A 20,724-nucleotide genomic window follows, 5' to 3' on the forward strand; every position below is an offset into this window, starting at 1 on the left:
GCCTTCCGGCCGCACTTTTCGGAAACCTGTCCGACTGTCGGACAGGTTTTTCAAAACCGAGCCCGGAGGGTCCTCTGTCCGCCGAGCCCCACCCGCCTCCCGATCGCGACCGGAACCTCCCCCTGAAAGGACTTCCTTCCACTGATTTAGCCAGGATGATTCAGTTGAACCCGTCGGCGGCGCGGCGGCCAGGACTCGTGACCCTCTCGGCCGGTGCAGGACTCGTCATCCTGGCTCCTGTCGCGCTCGTAGCAACTTGAAGAGAGTCATGAGCCCCGATCTCATCCAGAACACCCTGGCGCTGCTCCACGAGGTGGAACGGCACGCATCCACCTCGGAGCAATTCGACGCGCTCAAGACCTCCAAGACCCTCCTGCACTTCATCCTGGGAAGAGGCGAGGCGGATGAATTCAAGGGGTTTTTCGAGAGCTTCGATACCGCCCCTGTGACGCCCCTCCTGTCCTTCGCTACCAGGGAAGAGGCTGAGACCTGGCTGCGGAATCACCCTGCCCCGCCCCACGGGGCAACCATCGGGGCAGCGAATGACTTCTATACCGTCGTCGACGCACGCGCTCTCAACTACCGGAAGTTGCTCCGCCAGCCCTCACCCGAGGAACTGACGCAGAGCGATGAAGAGGAGGAAGCGCCCGAGCCTCCAAAACCAGGCCCCGGCGAGAGGTTCAGCCTCTTCAAGCTCTATAGGAGGACCTGCGATAACCTCTACCAGCTGGAGAAGCACATCTCCTCACCCGAGGAACTCGAGGCCATCAGAACCGCCAAGATAGCCTTCGACTTCGTGATGCACGTGGGCGAGGAGTATGGCTTCGAGGACTACCTGGAGAGCATCCGCTTCACCAGGACATCTCGCCCCCTCGAGTCCTTCGCGAACCAAGAAGAGGCGGAGGCTTGGCTGGCGACCCAACCCGAGCCCCCACGTCCGGCGGTGGTCTCCATCGGCAACGCGCTCTACTCCACGGGCTACAAGCGCCGCCAAGGGCTGCGCTTGCTGATCCGCATCCCCACTCAACAGGAGCTGGACACCAGAGCGCCGTAACTCATCTCAGGGCTTCTCCTTCGCCAGGGCGTCCACCTTCTTCTGAAGGTCCTGGGTGTCCTCGAAGAAGGCATCCACCGACTTCGAGGGCGCCACCTGGAAGGCCGGCGGCAGCAGCCTGCGCTCGAGCTCCAACGAGGACGTGAAGTCCTCCTCGCCCAGCAGCGAGTCCGCTTGGGTCAGCGCCCCGAAACACACCAGGATCACCGCCAGCGTGACCGCCAGGCGCCTCGGCTTCGTGCGCGACACGTAGCGCAGGTGCCAGAAGAGCACGAACCCCATCCACCCCAGGTAGACCACCAGGAACAACCACCGCACCCACGTGCCCAGCGCCAGTCCGTACGTCAGCGGCGTCAACACCACTGGAATGACGATCACCCCCAGCAGCGACAGGCTCCCGATGGTGCCGTGCGCCCCGAAGTAGAACACCCGGCGCGCCACCTTGCTCGCGACGGACCAGAGGCCCGCCCAGGCGAAGGCGGTGAACACGGGCACGAACACCGACAGCGCCAGCGAGCCCCAGTCCGTCTTCTGGTAGTTCGTCAGGTACTCGTGAAGGATGGAGGCCACCACGGTCAGGGCCAGCATCGCCGGGAAGGCGAAGGGTCGATCGAAGAGGCGGCCGCGTGGGGCCACGGGGACTTCCGCGACCAGGGTGTCCTCCACCGCGTGCGACCGGCTCCGGAAGCGCAGCACCGTGTCCCCCGCCGCCACCCGCGCGTCGTTCGTGAGCTCCAACTCCGCCAGCCGTGCCCAGGGCTCCACCTGGAAGGTGCCGTTGCGGCTGCCCACGTCCCGCAGCACCAGCTTCCCCTCCTCCGTGCGCTCGATGCGCAGGTGCGAGGTCGACACCTTGGGATCATCCAGGATGATGTCGTTGCCGTACCCGCGGCCCACCGTCACCGGGAAGCGCTCCAGCCGGTGACGCAGGTGCACCGCGTCTCCCTCCAGTACCTCCAGGAAGATCACTTCGTCCATGCGAGCGCCTCCAGGTAGCGGCGCGCGATGGCGCGTGCGTTGTCCGCGGAGAACCCCGCCAGGTCCAGGCTCGTCTGCACGCCCGAGGTGCTCGCGTTGAGCGTGGCCACCCGGAGCGCCAGGTCGTACAGCCCGGGGAGCTTCTTATAGGCGCGCAGGCACAGGGCGGTGCGCACCGGGATGCCGCCCACCTTCACGAACTCCACCTTGCAGCGGAAGTTCGTCACATCCTCCTTCGTGGCGTCCACGCCGCCCGAGTCGTTGCCGAAGGTGGCCGTGTAGAGCGCCGAGAAGCGCAGCGCCCCGAGCTTGTCGCTCGACACGAAGGCGTGGTCATAGGCCACCACCCCCGTGCGGTGGTCCGAGCTCAGGAAGATGTCCTCCTCGGACGAGCACTGGTAGCTGGTGATGGTGTACGGGTTCTCCGGCTCGTGTGGGGTATCACCCCAGCACTTGAGGAACGGCAGCCAGCGGCCGGGCACGCGGTAGTCCCCGAGCAGCTGCGTGGGCACGGGCTCGGCCAGGAGGCGCTCGGCGATGCGTTGCTGGCTGTCCAGCAACTGCGCGCCCACCTGGGCCAGCAGCGTCGAGGGGCTGCTCTCCTTCACCTGCCGGGCCCGCTCCAGCAGCGCCCGGGCGTGGGTCACCGGCACCAGGAAGCCGAGCTGGTTGCCCATCGAGGCCACGTTGACGCCCACCACCTGGCCCTCGCTCGATACCGTGGGGCCACCACTCATGCCCGAGTTGATGGCGCCGCTGAAGTGCACCTTGTCGTAGAGCGCGTCCTGGATGAGGCCGTTGTAGGTGCCCTCGACGATGGTGGTGCCCAGGTCGTGCGGGTTGCCCATGGCGTACAGCCGCGTGCCCTGGGGGGGCTCCCGGTCCGCCAGCACGAACCAGTCCTTCACCGGCCCGTCCAGCTGGATGACGGCCAGGTCATGCACCACGTCCACGTCCACCAGCCGCACGGGCACCGCCTCGGTGTCCTTGCCGTCGCGCACCAGCTCGGCGGTGTAGTCCTCCGGGTGGTGAACGATGCTGGAGACGACGTGGTAGTTGGTGAGAGCGTGTCCCTCGGCGCTCACGAAGAACCCCGAGCCGATGGTCGATTTGGTGCCGCTGCGTCGCTCGATGATGCGCACCTGGGCCACGCGGCCCTTGATGCGCTCGAAGAGCTCGTGAGTGGCCGGGGGCAGCGTGGCCACGGGCAGCGGGGGAACGACGGCCTGCGTGCCCGCGTCCGGGGCGCCCGTGGGGACGCCTGGAGCCGGGGCCTGGGTCAGCGCGGTGAGGAGGAGGAACTTCAGCATGGGAGGCCCACACTAGGAGACGTGTCCACCTCGCGAGGCTCGCACGCCCACCAACCATGCAGGCATAATTTTAAAGTCAACACTGAAAATTTCAGGTAGCAGGCAGGCAGCGGAGCACGAAAGCCTCGGGCCCGAGGACCCGTGACATCCCCGCCCCGCACGGTAACCTTGCGCCCGAGATGAGCCCCGAAGCCCGCGCCGAAATGGTCGCACATGCCGAACGCGCCCTGCGTCGCGGAGAGCTGAGTGAGGCGGTGAGCCTCTACGAGTCACTCTGCCGGGCCTTCCCCGAGGACCCGTCGCTGGCCCTCAGGCTGAGCAACCTGCGCGAGATGCTCCAGCCCCAGGAGCTCCAGGTGCTCCAGTCCCTGCGCGCCAGCGCCGAGGCCGAGCCGGTGGTGCCCCAGAGCCCCTCCACCCCCGTGAGCGAGGGCGAGCGGCTCTTCGTCCTGGGGGACTACGTGGGCGCGGCCGCCGCCTACCGCCGTGCCCTCCAGGAGCAGCCCCAGAGCGAGCTGCTGCGCGAGCGGCTCGTGGAGGTGTACCGGCTCGCCCGCGCACTCCCGGTCCACTCGCCCACGGACCGCGAGTTGCCCCGGCAGGCCGAGCCGCTCCTCCAGGCCCTGCTGGACCGGCTGGCCGCGCGACGTCGCCTCAAGCGCGATTGACGCTTTGCACCCTCCGGGGTCGGCTCCTAGAATCAAACCCCGACGTCGCTGTCATGGCCGCCGTATCCCCCCTGACAATCGCGTCCTCCTGCTTCACCACCCGAGACGCGGAAGACATGACGCTCGTCGGTCGACAGATCGGTCGCTACCGCATCCTCGAGGAGCTGGGCTCGGGGGGCATGAGCGTCGTGTACAAGGGGCTGGACACGGCCCTGGACCGCGAGGTGGCGGTGAAGGTGCTGCATCCGCACCTGGCCGGCAAGGACGAGTCGCGACGGCGGCTCGCCCGCGAGGCCAAGGCGGTGGCGCGGCTGCACCACCCCAACATCCTCGAGGTGTTCGACTTCTCGGCCGAGGGCGCGCACAGCGCCTTCCTCGTCACCGAGTACGTGCGCGGCCGCACCCTCAAGGACTACGTGGACGAGCTGGGCCTGCTGGAGCCGCCCGAGCTGGCCGCCATGGTCGTCCATGAGATCGCCACCGCGCTCGCCCATGCCCACGAGGAAGGCGTCATCCACCGCGATCTCAAGCCCGAGAACGTGATGGTGCGCGAGGACGGCGTCCTCAAGCTGATGGACTTCGGCATCGCCAAGCTGCTCGACATCGAGGAGCGGATGACCGTCACCGGCGCGCTGGTGGGCTCGCCGGCGCACATGGCCCCGGAGATCATCGAGGGCCAGGATGCCAGTGCCGCGGCGGACATCTTCTCGCTGGGCACCATCCTCTACGCCTTCATCGTCGGGCGGCTGCCCTTCACGGCCCCCAACGCCACCGCCACGCTCAAGCGCATCCTCGATGGCAACTACGAGGATCCGCGCCAGCGGGCCCCCACGCTCTCGGACGAGCTGGCGGACATCTGCGCCACCTGCCTGGCGAGGGACCCGAGCCGCCGCTACGCGCACGCGGGCCAGTTGCGCGACGCGCTCGGGGACTACCTGGCGGGGCTCGGCTTCGCGCGCGTGGGCGAGGAGCTCGCGTCCTTCTTCGCCGACCCGCTCTCCTACCAGAAGCTGATGCGCCCGCGGATCATCGCCACCCGGCTCGAGCGCGGGGAGCGGCTGCTCGCGGAGAAGCGCACGTCCAAGGCGCTCGCCTGCCTCAACCAGGTGCTCGCGCTCGATGCGACCAACGCGCGGGCGCTGGCGCTCCTCGGAGGATTGGAGCGGGAGCGCCGGATGAAGCAGTGGCGCGCCCGGGGGGTGAAGCTGGGCGCGGGCCTGCTCGTCGTCGCCGGGCTCGGCGTGGGCCTCCAGCTCTTTCAGCGAAGCCAGCAGCCCCCCGCTCCGGACGTCCTGCCCGGAGCCGGGCCCACGTCCGGGGTGCCGCCCACGCCCGTCCCCGAGGCGCGGAAGGCGCCGGCTCCGGAGCAGCCCCAGGTCCCCTCCCCTCCGGTCCTCGCCGCGGTGGAGCCCGCGCCCGCCCGGCGCCCCCCCGCGCGTGTCGAGCCCGTCCGCCTCGCGCCGGTGCCCATCTCCATCCTGGTGCGCCCCTACGGCACCATCCGCGTGGACAACGGACAGCCCAGCGCGCAGCCGCTCGCGCAGCACACGCTGGAGGTGACGCCGGGCCCGCACACCGTCACCATCTCCTGCGACTACTGCGAGGACGCCCGGGAGACGATCGAGGTGCGCGCCGGGGCGGAGAACGTCTTCCGCCTGCGCGCTCTGCTCAAGCCCTCGCGGCTGTCCTTCCAGTACGAGCCCGCGGACGCCGTGGTGCGCGTGGGCTCCGAGACGCGCGCCATCCGGGACACGCAGGAGCACCCCTTCGAGATCCGCTCGCCCCGCGGACCGGCGAGCTTCCAGCACCGCGTGGAGTACGAGGTGAGCCACAACGGGTACCTCACCGAGAAGCGCTCGGTGCTCCTCGAGCCCGGCAAGTCCCTCACCCTGCGCGGGGCACTCGTCGCCGAATGAGCCGCTGCCTGCGCATGCTGCTGCTGGTGGGGCTGCTCGTCCCCGGGGCCGTGCTCGCCGAGGAGCCGGCGGATCCGGAGGTGAATACCCTGCGCGCCACCTTCGAGTACGGCCGCTATGCCGAGGTGCTCGACCGAGCGGGCCGGCGCATCGACCGGGGCCGCCTGTCCGACAAGGACCTGGCGGAGCTGCACAAGCTGGCTGGGCTGAGCGCCTTCAACCTCAACCGCACCGAGGACGCCGGGCGGCACTTCCGCGCGCTGCTGCGGCTGGAGCCGGACTTCAACCTGGACCCCTTCGCGATGCCCCCGCCGGCGGTGGCGTACCTGGACGGCATCCGCGAGCAGATGTCGGCGGAGCTGGACCTGGTGCGCCAGGAGCGGCTGCTGCGGGTGGAGCGCGAGCGCACGGAGACCGAGCGCCGGGAGCGCGAGCGCGTGGCCTCCGAGGAGCAGCGTCGCCGCGTGGAGACGCTGTCGCGGCAGGTGACGGTACGCCAGGTGGAGAAGCGCAGCTTCCTGGTGAACTTCGTCCCCTTCGGCGCGGGCCAGTTCCAGCAGGGCCGCACCGGCCTGGGCACCCTCTTCGCGGCCACCCAGGGCGCGCTGGCCGTCACCAGCCTCATCTCCTATTTCGCCTACAACGGCCTCATCGAGACGAAGGACGTGATGGTGGACGACATCCGCGGGCCCAAGGAAGTCCCCGTGCGCTACATCCCCACCGAGAGCGTCCCCCAGGCCCAGGCGTGGACGTGGCTCAAGTGGGGCTCGGCCGCGGGCTTCTACGCGGTGTACGCGGTGGGTGTGGCGGACGCCCTCGTCCACCACCAGGAGCAGGTGGTGGACACGCACATCGAGACCCTCCCCGCCTCCGCGCCGCCCCCCCCGCCCCGGGAGTCCACACCGGACCCCGCGCCGCGCGCCCAGCTGCACGTCTTCCCCACGCCCGGCGGCGCCGGCGCGGGCTTCACCCTCGCCTTCTAGGAACGCGTCGACATGGCCAGCCTCTCCGTCCGCACCCCCGATGGCAAGGTCCGTACGGTTGCCCTCCACAAGCGCATCACCAGCATCGGCCGCTCGGCCGACAACGATGTGCAGGTGGAGGATCCGTCCGTCCCGGACAGCGCCCTGCACCTCCTCTTCGACGGCACGCGCTACCAGCTCGGCAGCCTGGGAGCGACCTTCCAGGTGAACGGGAAGAAGCGCGACAACCACGTGCTGGCCACGGACGACGTCATCCGCGTGGGCGGCACCGAGCTCGTCTTCGCCCGCGAGGACGCCGCCCCCAAGCGCCCGCCGCTGACCCTGGCCGCCATGCCCGCGGCGCAGGAGGCGGAGTCGACGACGGATCCGGACTCGCACACCCGCGACATGCCGGGCGTGGTGGGCCGCGAGCTGGTGCTGCTGCGCCGCCTCACCGCCTTCAGCGAGCGCCTGCTGGGCACCTCCAGCCGGGACGAGCTGCTGGAGAGCCTGCTGGACGAGGCCATCGAGGTGACGCGGGCGGACAAGGGCTTCCTCATCCTCCGGGAGAACGGCGAGCTGCGCGTGAAGGTGGCGCGCAACGTCACGCGGGAGAACCTCATCGACGCGGAGGAGCGGGTGTCCGACTCCATCGTCGAGAAGGTGGTGCGCAGCCGCAAGCCGCTCATCGTCAGCGACGCGCTGGACGATCCCGAGTTCAAGGCCAGCAAGTCCGTGGTGAACCTCCAGCTGCTGTCCGTCATGTGCGTGCCGCTGGTGCGCCATGATGAGCTGTTCGGCGTGCTCTACGTGGGAAATGACCGGCTGGTGAACCGGTTCGAGCCCAAGAGCCTGGACATGCTCACCATCTTCGCGGCCCAGGCGCTGCTGCTCATCCAGAACGCGCTGCTGGTGAACGACCTGAAGCTGGACAACACCGAGCTGCGCAAGCGGCTGGACGACACCCACTATGGGGAGATCGTCGGCGCGTGCCAGGGCATGCTCGACGTGTACAAGCGCATCGACAAGATCGCCCCCACGGACATCTCCGTCCTCATCACGGGCGAGACGGGCACGGGCAAGGAGCTGATCGCCCGGGAGCTCCACCGCCGCTCGCCGCGCGCCAAGGGCCCCTTCATCACCATCAACTGCGGCGCCATCCCCGAGAACCTGCTGGAGAGCGAGCTCTTCGGCCACGTGCGCGGCGCCTTCACCGGCGCGGTGAACACCAAGGTGGGCAAGTTCCAGGCGGCCATCGGCGGCACGCTCTTCCTGGACGAGATTGGCGAGCTGCCGCTCCAGCTCCAGGTGAAGCTGCTGCGCGCGCTGCAGGAGAAGGTCGTCTACAAGGTGGGCGACCACCGGGGCGAGCCGGTGGACATCCGCGTGGTGACGGCCACCAACCGGGTGCTGGAGGACGAGGTGCGCAAGGGCACCTTCCGTGAGGACCTCTACTACCGCCTCAACGTGGTGACGCTGAAGCTGCCGCCCCTGCGCGAGCGCGGGGAGGACCTCTTCGTCCTGGGCAAGTACTTCCTCCAGAAGTACGCCAAGGAGTTCAACTCGAAGGGCAAGGGCTTCTCGCCCTCCACCACGGTGGCCATGAAGAAGTACGGCTGGCCGGGCAACATCCGCGAGCTGGAGAACCGCATCAAGAAGGCGGTGGTGCTCGCGGACAAGCCGCTGCTCGGGCCGGACGACCTGGACCTGCGGCCGGAGAACCTGGAGCCGGTGCTGCCCCTGTCCGAGGCGCGTGAGCGCTGGCAGAAGCAGTACATCCAGGAGGTCTACGAGCGGAACAACCGCAACAAGACCAAGACGGCCAAGGACCTGGGCGTGGATCCGCGCACCATCTTCCGTCACTTCGAGAAGCTCGAGGCCGAGAAGAACGGCGGGCCGCTCCCGCCCGACGAGGGCGGCGACGACGAGCTGCTGTGACTTTTCGAGCGTGGGCCTCTCGTGACAGGGCTGTCGCGGTTTCCCGCGACCGCTGCCTGTGCCACCCTCGGTAACCCCCCGTTCCGACGATGAAATCCTCTCTCCGCCGATTGGCCAGTGACTTGCTAGGGCCCCCCTCCAGGAAGTGGCTGGGGCTCGGGGTCGCCGTATGGGCGTCCGCGGGGTGTCTCCTCCCCCAGGAGGAGAGCTACCTCAACGAGTTCCCCATCCCACGCAACCGCCCCCCCCGGATCGTGGAGAAGCAGGTGCAACCCTCCGAGCGCATCATCCGAGGCTACGGCTCCGACGTGTGCGAGCTGCAGTTCTCCGTCATCGTCGAGGATCCCGATCTGGGCGACAACCTCACTGCCCACTGGTTCATCGACTACGACCCCAACCAGCCCCGGGGCGCGGACAACGTGGATGGGCTCGCCTCGGGCGACAAGGCGGTGCGAGACCAGCGCGCCTACTTCACCCCGCAGTTCGGCTCGGTGGAGTACAGCCGCCTGAACACGCCCGGAGACCATGTCATCGAGGTGGTCGTCTCCGACAACGGCCTGGTGGGCCGCGAGCCCAACGCCTTCATCCACAAGCTCCAGGACGGGACGGATTTCAGGGACCCGGGCTACACCGCCACCTATGTGTGGTTCGTGCGGACCGAGCCCGGAGGAGGCTGCCCATGAGAAGGCTCTCCACGACCGTGTTGTTGCTGGCGGCCCTCGTCACGGGCTGCGCCCCGGGGGACCCCGAAGACACCGTCATCAGCTGCCGCAACGACAACGAGTGCGGCGACAACGAGGTGTGCTTCCCCGAGGGCTGCGGCGATCCCGGCAAGAACATCCGGGTGGAGGTGGTGCCCGATCCCAAGGGCGGCCTGTACGCCCAGGACTTCCGGGTGGAGGACCTGCGCAGCGAGCAGAACATCGAGCTGTTCGATCCGGCCACCCTCCAGGGGCAGGTGCGCGTGGAGGGCGCGTCCACCTCCAGCACGTACTCGGCCCCCGTCACCCTGCGCCTGACGGGCGAGAGCCTGCTCATCCCCGGGGTGATCCGCCGCCACGAGACGACCCTCACTCCGGAGAGCAGCGGCTACTCGCTGCCGGTGGCCTCCGGGCGCTACACCGTCACCCTGCTCGCGGCCAACCCCGAGCTGCCGCCCCAGAGCACCACCCGGGACGTGCAGCCGGGCCGCGCGGTGACGCTGGACTTCACCCTGCCCGTCTCCACCTCGCTCGTCCGGCTCTCGGGGAAGGTGGTGGGTCGGGACGGGCTGCCGGTGGATGTGGACATGGAGGCGCAAGCCCTGGACGAGGCGCTGCGTCCCCTCTCCCAGCGCGTCGCGGTGAAGCGCGCCACGGGTGAGCTCACCCTGTCGCTCCCGCCCTCGGCCGCCTTGCTGCCCAACGTGCTCATCCAGGTGCTGCCCACGTCGGCGGAGGCCCTGGTGCCGCAGAAGCTGTTCAACGTGAACCCGCGCCAGGGCATCCAGGAGCCGCTGTCGATGGGCGACTACGGCCTGCCAACCACCGTGCGGGGCCGGGTGAAGGACCTGGAAGGACAGCCGGTGGCACAGGCCACGGTATACCTGCAGGGCAAGGTGGGCGGCGGCGGCCAGTACAGCAGCCGAAGGGTGTTGACGGACGCCAACGGCGTCTTCGAGGCCCTCACGCTCGCGAGCGCCATTGAGCCGATGATGCTCCATGTCGTCCCCCCGCCGAGCTCGCGCGCCGGCATCACCCTCAAGTCCCTCACGGTGCCCCGCGCGGGCCTCACCCTGGCGCAGGAGGTGACGTGCGGGGACCGGATGAAGGTCCAGGGCACCCTGCAACTGCCGAGCGGCTCGCGGCCCGCCGCGGGCGTGAGGGTGGTGGCCGAGCCAGTCGCCGAGCTGAACGGCTGGCCCCGGCCCTCGTACCGGGTCGAGGCCACCCGGCCCACGGATGACCTGGGCCGCTTCGAGCTCGCGCTCGACCCGGGCCAGTACCGACTCGACTTCCTCCCCGCCGACGGCCTGCCCCGCGTCAGCCGCATCGTGACGGTGCGTCCCGGAGAGGACACGCCCGGGGGGGTCCAGGAGTTGTCCTCCTTCACCCTCTCCAAGGGCCGCCGCGTCACCGGGCACGTGAGCTTCGGGGGCGAGCGGGTGATGTCGCCGGCCGCCCCCTACGCCTCCGTCCGCTTCTTCCGCGTGGTGGACGTGGAGGGAAAGCCGTCCGCCCTGCTGCTCTCGCAGACGCTGACGGACCAGAGCGGCAGCTACTCCACCCTCCTCCCCACGCGCTGAGCGGTGGCAGCCTCTGCCTCCATTATGGGGCAAGCTCACTTCGCCTCGACGGCTGCTGCGGTGACAGCTTACCGTTGGCGTAACGGTAGTTCCGAGTTTGCCGCACGTAGCTGCGCTCGGCACCAGTGGCCAGTATCACCTGCAGCTCCGTGCGGCGCACCTCGATGTCCAGGCCTTGCTCAGAGGGCGTTACCTCCACCTCCGCCAGCACGGAGTTCTTGTGCTCTGGCGCCAGCTCATCGCGCCGGATGTCCACCGACAGCAACTCCTTCAGCGCGGGCTTGGCGAGACCGAGGAAGGTACGGCGAATGCCGGTGACACGAGCATTAGCTGGCAAGGACTCATCAAGCTGGATCAATGCTGGGCCCTGGGGGAGTTGGTGGAGAACCACGGACTGAACAGGTCCTCGCCGGGCCTGGGCCAACACCCGGGCCCCCTTGGCCGTGCCCGTGTCTGTGACCAGTGCCAGGTAGCCCGCGCACTCATCATCCGCTGAGCCCGAGTAGATGAGGATTGTCGATTCATCCGAGGACACTAATAGGCGGCGGGCAAACTGCTCGCACCAGTTCCGCCGACTCTCTGGCACCTTCGTGAAGAGCAGCCCTGCTGCTTCTGTGGTGGTTGGAACCCCCGCCCCCTTCTTCAGCGGCTCCAGTCGCGACAGCAACGCGTAGTAGGTGCTCGTTCCGTCCAATTTCACTTGTACCACTTGCTCCGGCTGACCCTCCCAGGTCTTCTCACCAACCCACGATGACACGGTAACAACCATGCCTGCGGCCACCTCGCTCATGTCGTTCTGCTTGGGCTCAGGGCCTCGGAACAGTTCCAGCCGTCGCAGGGCCCTGGCTTCGAAGGGAACCTGAAGGCTAGGGGGAGATTTGGGCGGAGGAGTCTCGCCCAGGGCCCTGCTGCCGGAGAACATCACTGCCAGCAGGAACGTCGCAAATCTTGCATTCATGTCTGACTCGGGAAGAACAGGACGAGGGTTTTTGAAACGCTATCCGCCGTGTTTTTGAAGTAGCAAGCCTTGTTGGAGAATAAAGTCGCTGCGGAAACAGAAAAGCTGGAATGCGCGGCTGGCCCCAAGTCTCGCAGAGGAGGTAAACATGAGCGCAACGAGGATCGCCCTTGTCTCTGTAGGAGTGAGCAGCCTGATACTAGCCGGGCTCTATTCATGGCTGCCAGGTATCGACGAGGAGCAGCCGCCAGCGGAGGTTGTCGTCGGCCCGGCCTTGAGACGCCAAAGGACCAGCCGGACCGGAAGCACGCAACTTGGTAGCAACCAGCTCGTGACACCTCGCCCTGCGGCCACGGGCTTCCCTCTCCAGACCACACCTAGGACAGCCGAGAACCACGGATCTGCGGAACTCCGCCAGGACCAAGTCGCCAGCACTCTTGAGGAGGCTCTCGCCACGGCCCGTCACGATACGAAGCCCCAGCAGCGCATCGAGGCACTGCAGTTCCTCGGGGAGTATGCGCGCCAAGAGCACCTGGATGCCTTGCAACAGATCCAGCTCCAGGATCCTGCCCCGGAAGTCCGCCGCGCCGCTGAAACGGCTGTCCATAATCTCCTGGCCCGATTCACCGGCCAGCCATGGCCTGGCATTACCTCCGAAGAGAATCCCTTTGACTACATGAAGAGAGTACCCTCCCCGGGGGTTCCCTGATTCACGTCTCTCCAAGGGGAGCACAGACGCTTGAACATTTTTGAGGGAGTGCGCGGAGCAGCCAATACCAGAAAACGGAGATTCATCCGCGCCGTGATTGAGGCAGGATGCAACTCCTGTTTTTCGCGAGTTCAACATGCGGATGTCACCCAGGCTGCATTTCACTCTGAGTTTAAGGCGACCTCCCAACATTTCACGCCGCGTGTAAGCTTCCCCGCTTTTCCAAGTACTGCGAAACGTTACGCTGCTGCTCGCTCTCAAATGCTTGGCATCCAGTAACTCAACCGCCAAGCCAGGTATGAGGGTCGGCTCGTTAGTGAGCCGGAGGAGGGTACCTTGAAGCTACATGCAGCGAAGTGTCTCATGGTCGCCAGTATGCTGGCCCTGATATGGCCCTGCTTGGTCCAGGCAGGAAACACCTACACGCTGAATGCCGACTTCGACAAAGGCAATCTCAAGGGTGTCAACCATGATGCGCCTGGGATCAACCAACTCCAGATCAGCCTCGATAAACCTCCCCTGGTCGATCCCTATCTGTGGGTTGCCAACTACGCCCAGGATACGGTGACCAAGATCGACACGAGGACCGGTCGCCAGGTAGCCATATACGACTCCGTGCTGGCGAAGAATTGGGACGGCAGCATCCCGCCAGTGCCAGCGCCGCGCAGTGGCTGCAACTCACCGTCGCGCACGACGGTGGATGCCGCCGGCAACGCCTTCGTGGCCAACCGCGGCTTCTGCACCAACGGAAGCGTTACTATCCCGTCCGTCACCAAGTTTGGCGGGCCGGGCCAATGTGTGGATCGCAACGGCAACGGAAAGATTGACACCTCACAGGATGCCGACAGCAATGGTCTCATCAACATCAGCAACCCAGCGGAGTACCTCGGGCAAGCCGACGAGTGCATCCTATGGACGAGGACCTACGCGGCGCCCGGCGATCACGGACGCTCGGTAGCAGTAGATGCCGATCAGAACCTGTGGCTGGGCGGCTATGCCACCTCCAAACTCCACAAGTTGAGCAACAAGACCGGTGAGTTGCTGCAGATCATCGACCCCAACAAAGAGACCGGCCTCTACTTTCCACGCATCTACGGAATCGCCATTGGTCCCGGGGGCTTTATCTATACCTCGGACATCAACTACGGAGCAATTCAGAGGATCGACCCGAACGCTCCCGAGGGCACTCGGGTGAAAGTGCTCTACTCACCCGTAGCTACTTACGGCATCGCCGTTGACAAGCACGGCATCGTCTGGCTGGGCAACTGGAGTTATTACAGAAATGGTGGTGTGGTGCGGGTGGATTTCAACGCGGGAGCGGGAACGGTCAACGTCATGCCCGTTCCCAGCACCGTGGACTGCTCGGGCGGCACCCGAGGCATTGCGGTGGATGGCGAGGGAGATATCTGGGCAGCCTGCTATCTCAATAACCGCCTGCTGCGCTTCAACTCCGCAGGCACCTTCCTGGGGAGCTATCCGACAGCTGCGGGCACATTGGGCGTGGCAATCGCCAACGATAACACGATCTGGACCGCCAACCAAAACAGCAACACCGTGACTCGTGTCCACCCCGGCGTCAGCATCCAGTCGTATCCTGCGGGAGGACATCCGTATTCGTACTGGGACATGACGGGCTTCCAGCACCGTCATTTCACGATGCGCGAGGGTGATTGGACGGTCGTACAGGACGGCGGCAAGCCAGGGACCACTTGGGGATACCTGCACTGGAACCTCGAGCCGCAGGGCTCCACTCCCGCTGGCACCAGCATCCGCATGTTCGCGCGGGCCGCGGATGACCTTGCCGCGCTGGAGTCTCAGGAGTTCGTCGAGGTGTCCAATCACACACTCTTCTCTGGTATGAGCGGTCGTCACCTCCAGGTCAAGGCCCTGCTGCGCACCACGCTCCCCACCGTTTCCCCCGTGCTCAGCGACGTGACCATCCTCCCCAAGGTTTGCTGGAAAGACGTGACCGTCAACCTTCCGGAAGACAGCCCGACGGATCAGAAGATCGGGATACTCCAGCACAAGGCCGTGCTGCTGAAGAGCGGTGAGGTGCTCAGCATCGGCGGTACCAATCCATTTACCACCCGCCTGTACCACCCGGTCACCGGCTGGAGCACCACCAAACATACAGATCCGCCATGGTACAATTGGGATACCCGTCGCAAGCACACCGCCACCGTGCTTCTCGACGGCGACATCCTCGTCGCTGGTGGCCTGAACGGAGAATCGGATGCCACGGCCAGGGTGTATGACGCTGACGGCACCAGGGAATGGACTTCCACCGGCAACATGAACCAGGGGCGTACCCAGCACACCGCCACCCTGCTACCCGACAGCGGTCGCGTCCTCGTCGTTGGCGGTAATATCAATGACCCCGATGACTTCAGTGACAATGGGACCTCCACTGCCACTGCGGAACTGTATAACCCGGCTGGCACCTGGACGCCTACGGGGAGTCTGGTCACGGCACGTCGCCACCACACGGCCACCCTGCTGCCGGATGGTCGTGTCCTGGTGACTGGCGGCTATGGCTCTGGCAAGGTCCCGCTCGCTTCAGCCGAGGTGTACAACCCAGCCACAGGTCTCTGGACCGCAGTCGGCGACATGAGTGCGGCGCGTGTCGAGCACACGGCGACCCTGTTACCGGATGGCCGCGTGCTGGTGGCTGGCGGCAGCACCACGGATATCGTCGGCGGGTCCTCGACCGATATCTTCGACTGGCGCACGAACACCTGGGCCCCCGCCGGGAGCATGAAACAACCACGCGCCAGGCACGCGGCGGTCCTGCTCAAGACGGGCATGGTGCTCGTGACGGGTGGCTACAATGACTACACGCCCATCCAGGACTCGGTCGAGCTGTACAACCCGGTGACCGGTCTCTGGTACCCCACCTGCAGCATGAACTACCCGCGCGAACGTCACACGATGACCGTGCTCGACACCGGTGACGTGCTGGTCATTAGTGGGGATAGCAAGGTAAGGCAGGGTTCGGCGGAGTTGCTCTCGCCATAGAGCCTACCAACCTACCCAGCTTGGCCTCATGCGCCCCGGGGTATGCTTCAGCCCGGGGCGTGTCATTTTCAATCAATCCCGTGAGGTGCTGCTCAAGCAGTCCCCTGGGCCAGAAAAGTCCCTCCCCTATCCAAATGAGAGGAGACGTGGCTCACGGGCAGGAAAAGAGCGCGTCCAGGGCCGTCACAGCCGCCAACACGTCCACTTCGTCCGGAACCGCTTTCTCCATCTGGGACTTCAACACGTTCGCCTGTGCCACGTCACGGGCGCGCGCCTCGCGGTCGAGCAGCGGCACCAGCACCTTCAGGAAGGCCCAACGCGCCTCCTTCGTCTCACCGGACGTGCAGGACAGTTCTTGGAAGCGCTGGCGCACGATGACCGCCATGCCTCGCAGGGCCGCCTTGTCCAGCTGTGCCCGAGCCTGGTCTCTCAGCTCAAGTTGGGCAGCTGGGGTCGCTCGGTCCAGGTCGCGCCAGCAGCGCACCGCTAGCGTCGCGTCGTACGCGCGCTCGTGCGTCTCCGGCGCCAACTCCTTCACGTAACGCCCTAGCCCCACCGGCTCCGCGCGCGGCGTTCCCCCCGAGTAGTAGGCCCATACGCTGTCGCAATCCGCATCCTTGTTGGTGCAGCTCGTTACTTCGGAGAGCGGCGACACGTAGAGGAACCACAGCAGCGCCGCCTCGATGCGCGCAGCGTTCACGCGTGGTGATTCGCCCCTCATCCCTGCGGCGAAGGACTCGTTGATGAGGGGCCTTAGCTTGGCGGGCCCCACGCACCGGTCCGGGAAGTCCGCAGGAATGCTGGCGCTCGAGTTGCACGGCGCAGGCGGTGCTGGGTAGTGGATGTCCTCGCGCCGCTCCACCCGCGACCCCAGCCCCTCGGACTCCGTGTACCGCAGACGTGCCTGCGTAAAGTCCTCCACTGCTGGTACCTTCGCGCCCCTCCAGAGCGTATCGGCGATGTATTCGAAGGCAGCCACGCGACCGACGGTGGAAATGCTGTTGTAAAGGCGGTGGTAGGTGTTGTCGTCCGAAATGCACGCTGGCCACGAATCGGAGGCTGAGCCCGCCATGCGCGGCTGATAGTCTGTGGACAGTGGCGCGCATGCGCTCATGTTCTCCGTGTACGTGGGCTTGTTGATGCACTCGCCCTGTGCATCGGTAACGGGAGGCTTGTGGTCGTTGGGGTCAAGATTGCCTCCGCCGCAGGCAGTAAGCGCGGAGGCCAGCATCACGACAGAGAAACGGCGACGCGGGGACTTCGACTGAGGTTCATTCACGGCAGGGCTCCCTCCAGAGAGAAGATGACGCCTCGGCCCGGGCCATTCACGCTCGAGCCGTGATAGCGGTAGGGGGTATCCAGCAGGTTTTCCACGACCAGGGCCACCATCAGCACGTCGCCCCGGCGGTAGGAGAAACGGGCGTCGAACACGGAGAAGCCCGGCGTGCCCCCCAAGGGAATGCGTGCGTCCGCACGGTCCGCCACCGCGAGCCGCGTCTGCGCGGCGGCCCAACGCAATGCCCCGCCCGCGCCGAAGCCCAGCGGGTGCGTCCAGGCCAGCTCCACTGTGCCGTTGAGTGGGGGCACGCGCGACAGCGGTACCCGATGCTCGAACGACAGGGACGGGTCCGACGGTGGGTCACCCAGGTTGGGGCCCTCCCCCCACGTCCACGCGAAGGTGGCCGTGGAGACGAAGCCCGGCAGCAGCCGCAATCGCACGGCTGCTTCCAGCCCGCGCAGCTTGGATAGCTCCCGTGCGTTGACGAGCTGGAGGCGTGACCAGGAAGCCAAGCACTGGGGGGTGTTTGGCGGACAGTCGCCGGTGTTCCGGGGCCGCTTGCCTACCGCGTCCTGCAACAGCAGGGAGAAAGCCCAGAGCTGGAGCGTCACCGGCGCAGTACGCACCCGCATACCCGCCTCCAGGGTCGTGGCCCTCTCCGGGGCAAGATCGGGGTTTTCGAATTGGAAGCCCGGGCCCGTCTGCTGGCGCGAGGTGAGGTCGTCGAGGTTGGGCGCTCGGAAGGACCGGTCCACGTTGGCTAGCAGGGTAAGGCCCTCCACGGGCGTCCACTCTGCCCCAGCGTGGCCCACCACTGGCCACCACGCGCGATCCACCGGAGACGAGCCAGACTCAGCGTCCCCCAGCGCATGCGCGGCTATCCACGAGGCTCGCGTGCCGGCACGCACCACCACGTGGTGGGGCAGCAGGAGCTCGCCGTCGAGGAAGGCGCCGCCGTAGAGGTACCAGGAGCCATCAAGGTATTGCCCACGACTGCGCCGCACCGAGATATTCACGTCGGTAAAGCCAGTGGTGGCCTCGGAGCGCAGGAAGTCCACGTAGGTGTCCAGGCCGTAGCCAAGCTCCAACGAGTGGCCACCAGGCAGCTCGAAGTGCCGGGTGCGCGCCTGGGCGGTGAAGCCCAACGTGTCCACATCATCTTCCCCGATCGAATAAACGGAGGAAGCGGGGCGGTCGTGGCGACGGCGCTCGTGCTGGCGCTGCCAGGAGAGCGTGACGCGGGCATCCTGGAGCCGGGAACCGAGCGACTTGGCATTCCAGGTGGCGTAGGCAAGCGTGCGAAACTGCTGCTCGTAGCGCAGGCACTCATCATGGGGAGCGTACGGAGGCGCACACTGGTCCGTGCGCGGCGCTTCGTACTGGCGATAGAGATAACCCGCGAGGGTCAGGGTGTGGCCGGGAGCAAGGCGCCACAGAGCCCGTCCATCCGCGGTAAGCTCGTTGAAGCCGGTGCCGAGTTGGGTGCGCCCGTCGGGGGCGAAGCGAGGCACGTCGGGAAGCCCGCCATCAGCGAGGTTGTTCACCGGACCCGAGCTCTCCAGGAGCCCCACCCGTCGGCCACCGACACCACCGACGAAGCCCACACGGTCACCCCAGCCGGCTTCAAGTTGCATGCGGCCGCCCCGCTCACGGTCGGCGCTGGCCCCCCGGAGGCGGAGACGGGGACGGGCCCAGGATCCTTCACCAGAGAGGGAGGGCTCCAACGGATGGGTCAGCACGACACCACCCAGGGCATCGGAGCCGAAGCGGGTGGAGCCGCCTCCGCGCAGCACGTCTAGAGACGCAATGGTGTGGGCGTCGAGGGTGAAGAAGTACTGGTTAGGGCCCTGGCGGTAGGTGCTGTTGTTGAGACGGATGCCGTCGAAGAGAAGCAATGTCTGCTGGCCAGTGAGGCCGCGAATGAAGGCGGAGCCCTGACCGTGGCCAGTTTGCTGGACGAAGACGCCGGGCTCGTAGCGAAGCGCGTCCGGAGCAGAGCGGGGCAGGCGGCGCTCAAGGTCTGCCCGGCGGATGGTACTGGAAGCACGGCCCTCGGGAAGTCCCGCGTCCTCGGAAGCCCGCGCCGTGACGGTGGTCTCCCGCTGCTCTCCCTTGCTCTCCTGCTCCTTTGGAGCCGCGCTGATTCCCTCTCCCTTTGGGAGAGGGTCTTCAGCCTGGGTCGTTACCGGAGTCCCGCCCAAGATCCCCGCGAGAACCCACCCGGCCCAGGAGCGCCGCTTCTTCCGCGCAACTAGGAAACCCGACACAGGTAAGCGCGAGGCCTGTGCCTGGCCTCGAGTGGGACCCCCAATCCCATGAGTCGTGGGTACTCGGCACTCAACACCCATGGGGCGGAGCCTCTCATGGACGAAGAGAGAGGCGTGCCACGCGTGCCGTACATGTGTCAGGCATTTTACGCATAGTGAACCGAGAAGCCGGCGAACGAGAGCCCCCACAGATGCTGAAAGACGGCAGCTACTCCACCCTCCTCCCCACGCGCTGATCGTCCACGCCCCGCGTCGGATCCGCTCCCGCCCCTCCCCCACCCGGAGGCGGCGGGAATATGCATTTGTCACTTGCTTGTATGCAGGGTAGCGAATATTCATGCACGCCCATGCATAAATCCATGCATAAGACTCCCGTCGGCATCATTGGCGCATCCGGCTACTCCGGCGTCGAGGCCACGCACATCCTGGCGGCCCACGAGAAGGTGGAGCTGCGGCTGGTGACCAGCGACAGGTGGCAGGGCGACGCCGTGTCCCGCCGGCTGGGCCTCATGGGCCCCGCGGGAGCGCTGCGCTACGCGCCCCTGGACAAGAGCGCGGAGCTGGCGCGCGAGTGCGAGGTGGTCCTGCTCGCCACCCCGGCCGAGTCCTCCCTGGAGCTGGTGCCCGGGCTGCTCGCCTCGGGCGTGCGGGTGATCGATCTCTCCGGCGCCTTCCGCCTCCAGGACGTGGCCACCTACCCGGCCTTCTACAACTTCACCCACTCGGCGCCCGAGCTGCTCCCGCAAGCCGTGTACGGACTGCCGGAGCTCGTCCGCGAGCGGATTCCGAGCGCGCGGCTGGTGGCCAACCCGGGCTGCTACGCCACGGCGTGCGCGCTGTCCGTGGCGCCCCTCCTCCAGGCTGGGCTGCTCGACGAGGGCTCGATCATCTTCGACGCCGCCTCGGGCACCACGGGCGCCGGGCGCAAGGGCTCGGAGGAGCTGAGCTTCAGCGAGGTGGACGAGGACTTCCGCGCCTACCGCGTGCTGCGCCACCAGCACACGCCGGAGATCGCCCAGTCGCTGGCGCTCTCGGCCGGCCGCACGGTGCCCCTCACCTTCACCGCGCACCTGCTGCCGCTCAAGCGGGGCATCCTCGTCACGGCCTACGGGCGCCTGCGCTCGGGCGCCACCGCCGCCGAGGCCCGCGCCGCCTTGGAGCGGGCCTACGCCTCCACCCCGTTCGTCACCGTGCTGGACTCGCCGGACGCGGTGGGCCTCAAGGCCGTGGTGGGCACCAACCGCTGCATGCTGGCGGTGGGCGTGGACAGCACGGGCTTCGACCCGGGCCGCGTGGTGGTGACGGCGGCCATCGACAACCTGGTGAAGGGCGCGGCCGGTCAGGCCGTCCAGAACCTCAACCTGATGATGGGGTGGGAGGAGACGA

General features: G+C 67.1%; 15 protein-coding genes. 9 read left to right on the forward strand and 6 right to left on the reverse strand.

Features of this window, described 5'->3' with window-relative positions; translation table 11 throughout:
• Positions 1-268 precede the first annotated feature (268 nt).
• Positions 269-1,054 (forward strand): hypothetical protein, encoded by a 786-nt coding sequence (locus VF697_RS15275; protein ID WP_331095616.1) that lies wholly within the window; start codon positions 269-271, stop codon positions 1,052-1,054.
• A gap of 6 nt (positions 1,055-1,060) precedes the next feature.
• Here the strand turns inward: VF697_RS15275 and VF697_RS15280 are convergent, their stop codons facing one another.
• Both VF697_RS15280 and VF697_RS15285 read right to left on the reverse strand, forming a co-directional pair.
• Positions 1,061-2,032, reverse strand: a complete 972-nt coding sequence (locus tag VF697_RS15280; protein WP_331095618.1) for an FHA domain-containing protein — start codon at positions 2,030-2,032, stop codon at positions 1,061-1,063.
• Positions 2,020-3,342 carry a serine protease gene (locus tag VF697_RS15285; protein WP_331095620.1) on the reverse strand — a complete coding sequence of 441 codons (1,323 nt, stop codon included), beginning with the start codon at positions 3,340-3,342 and terminating at the stop codon, positions 2,020-2,022. Before VF697_RS15285 ends, VF697_RS15280 begins: the two co-directional genes overlap by 13 nt.
• Positions 3,343-3,521: 179 nt before the next feature.
• On the opposite strand from VF697_RS15285, the gene VF697_RS15290 reads away from it, so the two are divergent.
• From VF697_RS15290 to VF697_RS15315, 6 genes are all read left to right on the forward strand, one after another.
• Entirely contained in the window at positions 3,522-4,010 is a 489-nt protein-coding gene (locus VF697_RS15290; protein ID WP_331095622.1) for a tetratricopeptide repeat protein, read from the forward strand.
• A gap of 116 nt (positions 4,011-4,126) precedes the next feature.
• Positions 4,127-5,926 (forward strand): serine/threonine-protein kinase, encoded by a 1,800-nt coding sequence (locus VF697_RS15295; RefSeq protein ID WP_331095624.1) that lies wholly within the window; start codon positions 4,127-4,129, stop codon positions 5,924-5,926.
• The gene (locus tag VF697_RS15300) at positions 5,923-6,909 is read left to right on the forward strand and encodes a hypothetical protein (protein ID WP_331095626.1); all 987 of its coding nucleotides are present in this window, start codon (positions 5,923-5,925) and stop codon (positions 6,907-6,909) included. The genes VF697_RS15295 and VF697_RS15300 overlap by 4 nt, the downstream gene beginning before the upstream one ends.
• Before the next feature lie 12 nt (positions 6,910-6,921).
• A complete protein-coding gene (locus VF697_RS15305; protein ID WP_331095627.1) occupies positions 6,922-8,826 on the forward strand; it encodes a sigma 54-interacting transcriptional regulator in 1,905 nt (634 codons plus the stop codon).
• A 266-nt stretch (positions 8,827-9,092) separates the two neighbouring features.
• Positions 9,093-9,509: a hypothetical protein gene (locus VF697_RS15310; protein WP_331095629.1), complete on the forward strand. Its 417-nt coding sequence runs from the start codon at positions 9,093-9,095 to the stop codon at positions 9,507-9,509.
• Complete coding sequence (locus VF697_RS15315) at positions 9,506-11,110, forward strand: carboxypeptidase regulatory-like domain-containing protein (protein WP_331095631.1); 1,605 nt, start codon at positions 9,506-9,508, stop codon at positions 11,108-11,110. Before VF697_RS15310 ends, VF697_RS15315 begins: the two co-directional genes overlap by 4 nt.
• Positions 11,111-11,132: 22 nt before the next feature.
• Here the strand turns inward: VF697_RS15315 and VF697_RS15320 are convergent, their stop codons facing one another.
• A complete protein-coding gene (locus tag VF697_RS15320) occupies positions 11,133-11,900 on the reverse strand; it encodes a hypothetical protein (RefSeq protein ID WP_331095633.1) in 768 nt (255 codons plus the stop codon).
• A 382-nt stretch (positions 11,901-12,282) separates the two neighbouring features.
• Positions 12,283-12,675: a hypothetical protein gene (locus tag VF697_RS15325; RefSeq protein ID WP_331095635.1), complete on the reverse strand. Its 393-nt coding sequence runs from the start codon at positions 12,673-12,675 to the stop codon at positions 12,283-12,285.
• A 465-nt stretch (positions 12,676-13,140) separates the two neighbouring features.
• On the opposite strand from VF697_RS15325, the gene VF697_RS15330 reads away from it, so the two are divergent.
• Complete coding sequence (locus VF697_RS15330; RefSeq protein ID WP_331095637.1) at positions 13,141-15,792, forward strand: kelch repeat-containing protein; 2,652 nt, start codon at positions 13,141-13,143, stop codon at positions 15,790-15,792.
• Between the two features lie 151 nt (positions 15,793-15,943).
• Here the strand turns inward: VF697_RS15330 and VF697_RS15335 are convergent, their stop codons facing one another.
• Together VF697_RS15335 and VF697_RS15340 are read right to left on the reverse strand one after the other, a co-directional pair.
• Entirely contained in the window at positions 15,944-17,071 is a 1,128-nt protein-coding gene (locus VF697_RS15335; protein WP_331095639.1) for a hypothetical protein, read from the reverse strand.
• Positions 17,068-19,677, reverse strand: coding sequence for a TonB-dependent receptor (locus VF697_RS15340; RefSeq protein ID WP_331095641.1), 2,610 nt, complete (start codon positions 19,675-19,677; stop codon positions 17,068-17,070). Before VF697_RS15340 ends, VF697_RS15335 begins: the two co-directional genes overlap by 4 nt.
• 20 nt (positions 19,678-19,697) lie before the next feature.
• Here VF697_RS15340 and argC point away from each other — a divergent pair.
• Positions 19,698-20,724: N-acetyl-gamma-glutamyl-phosphate reductase (argC, locus tag VF697_RS15345; RefSeq protein WP_331095643.1), on the forward strand; the 1,027-nt coding region annotated here is incomplete at its 3' end.

The sequence above is a fragment of the Archangium sp. genome (assembly GCF_036388035.1).
GTDB lineage: Bacteria > Myxococcota > Myxococcia > Myxococcales > Myxococcaceae > Archangium.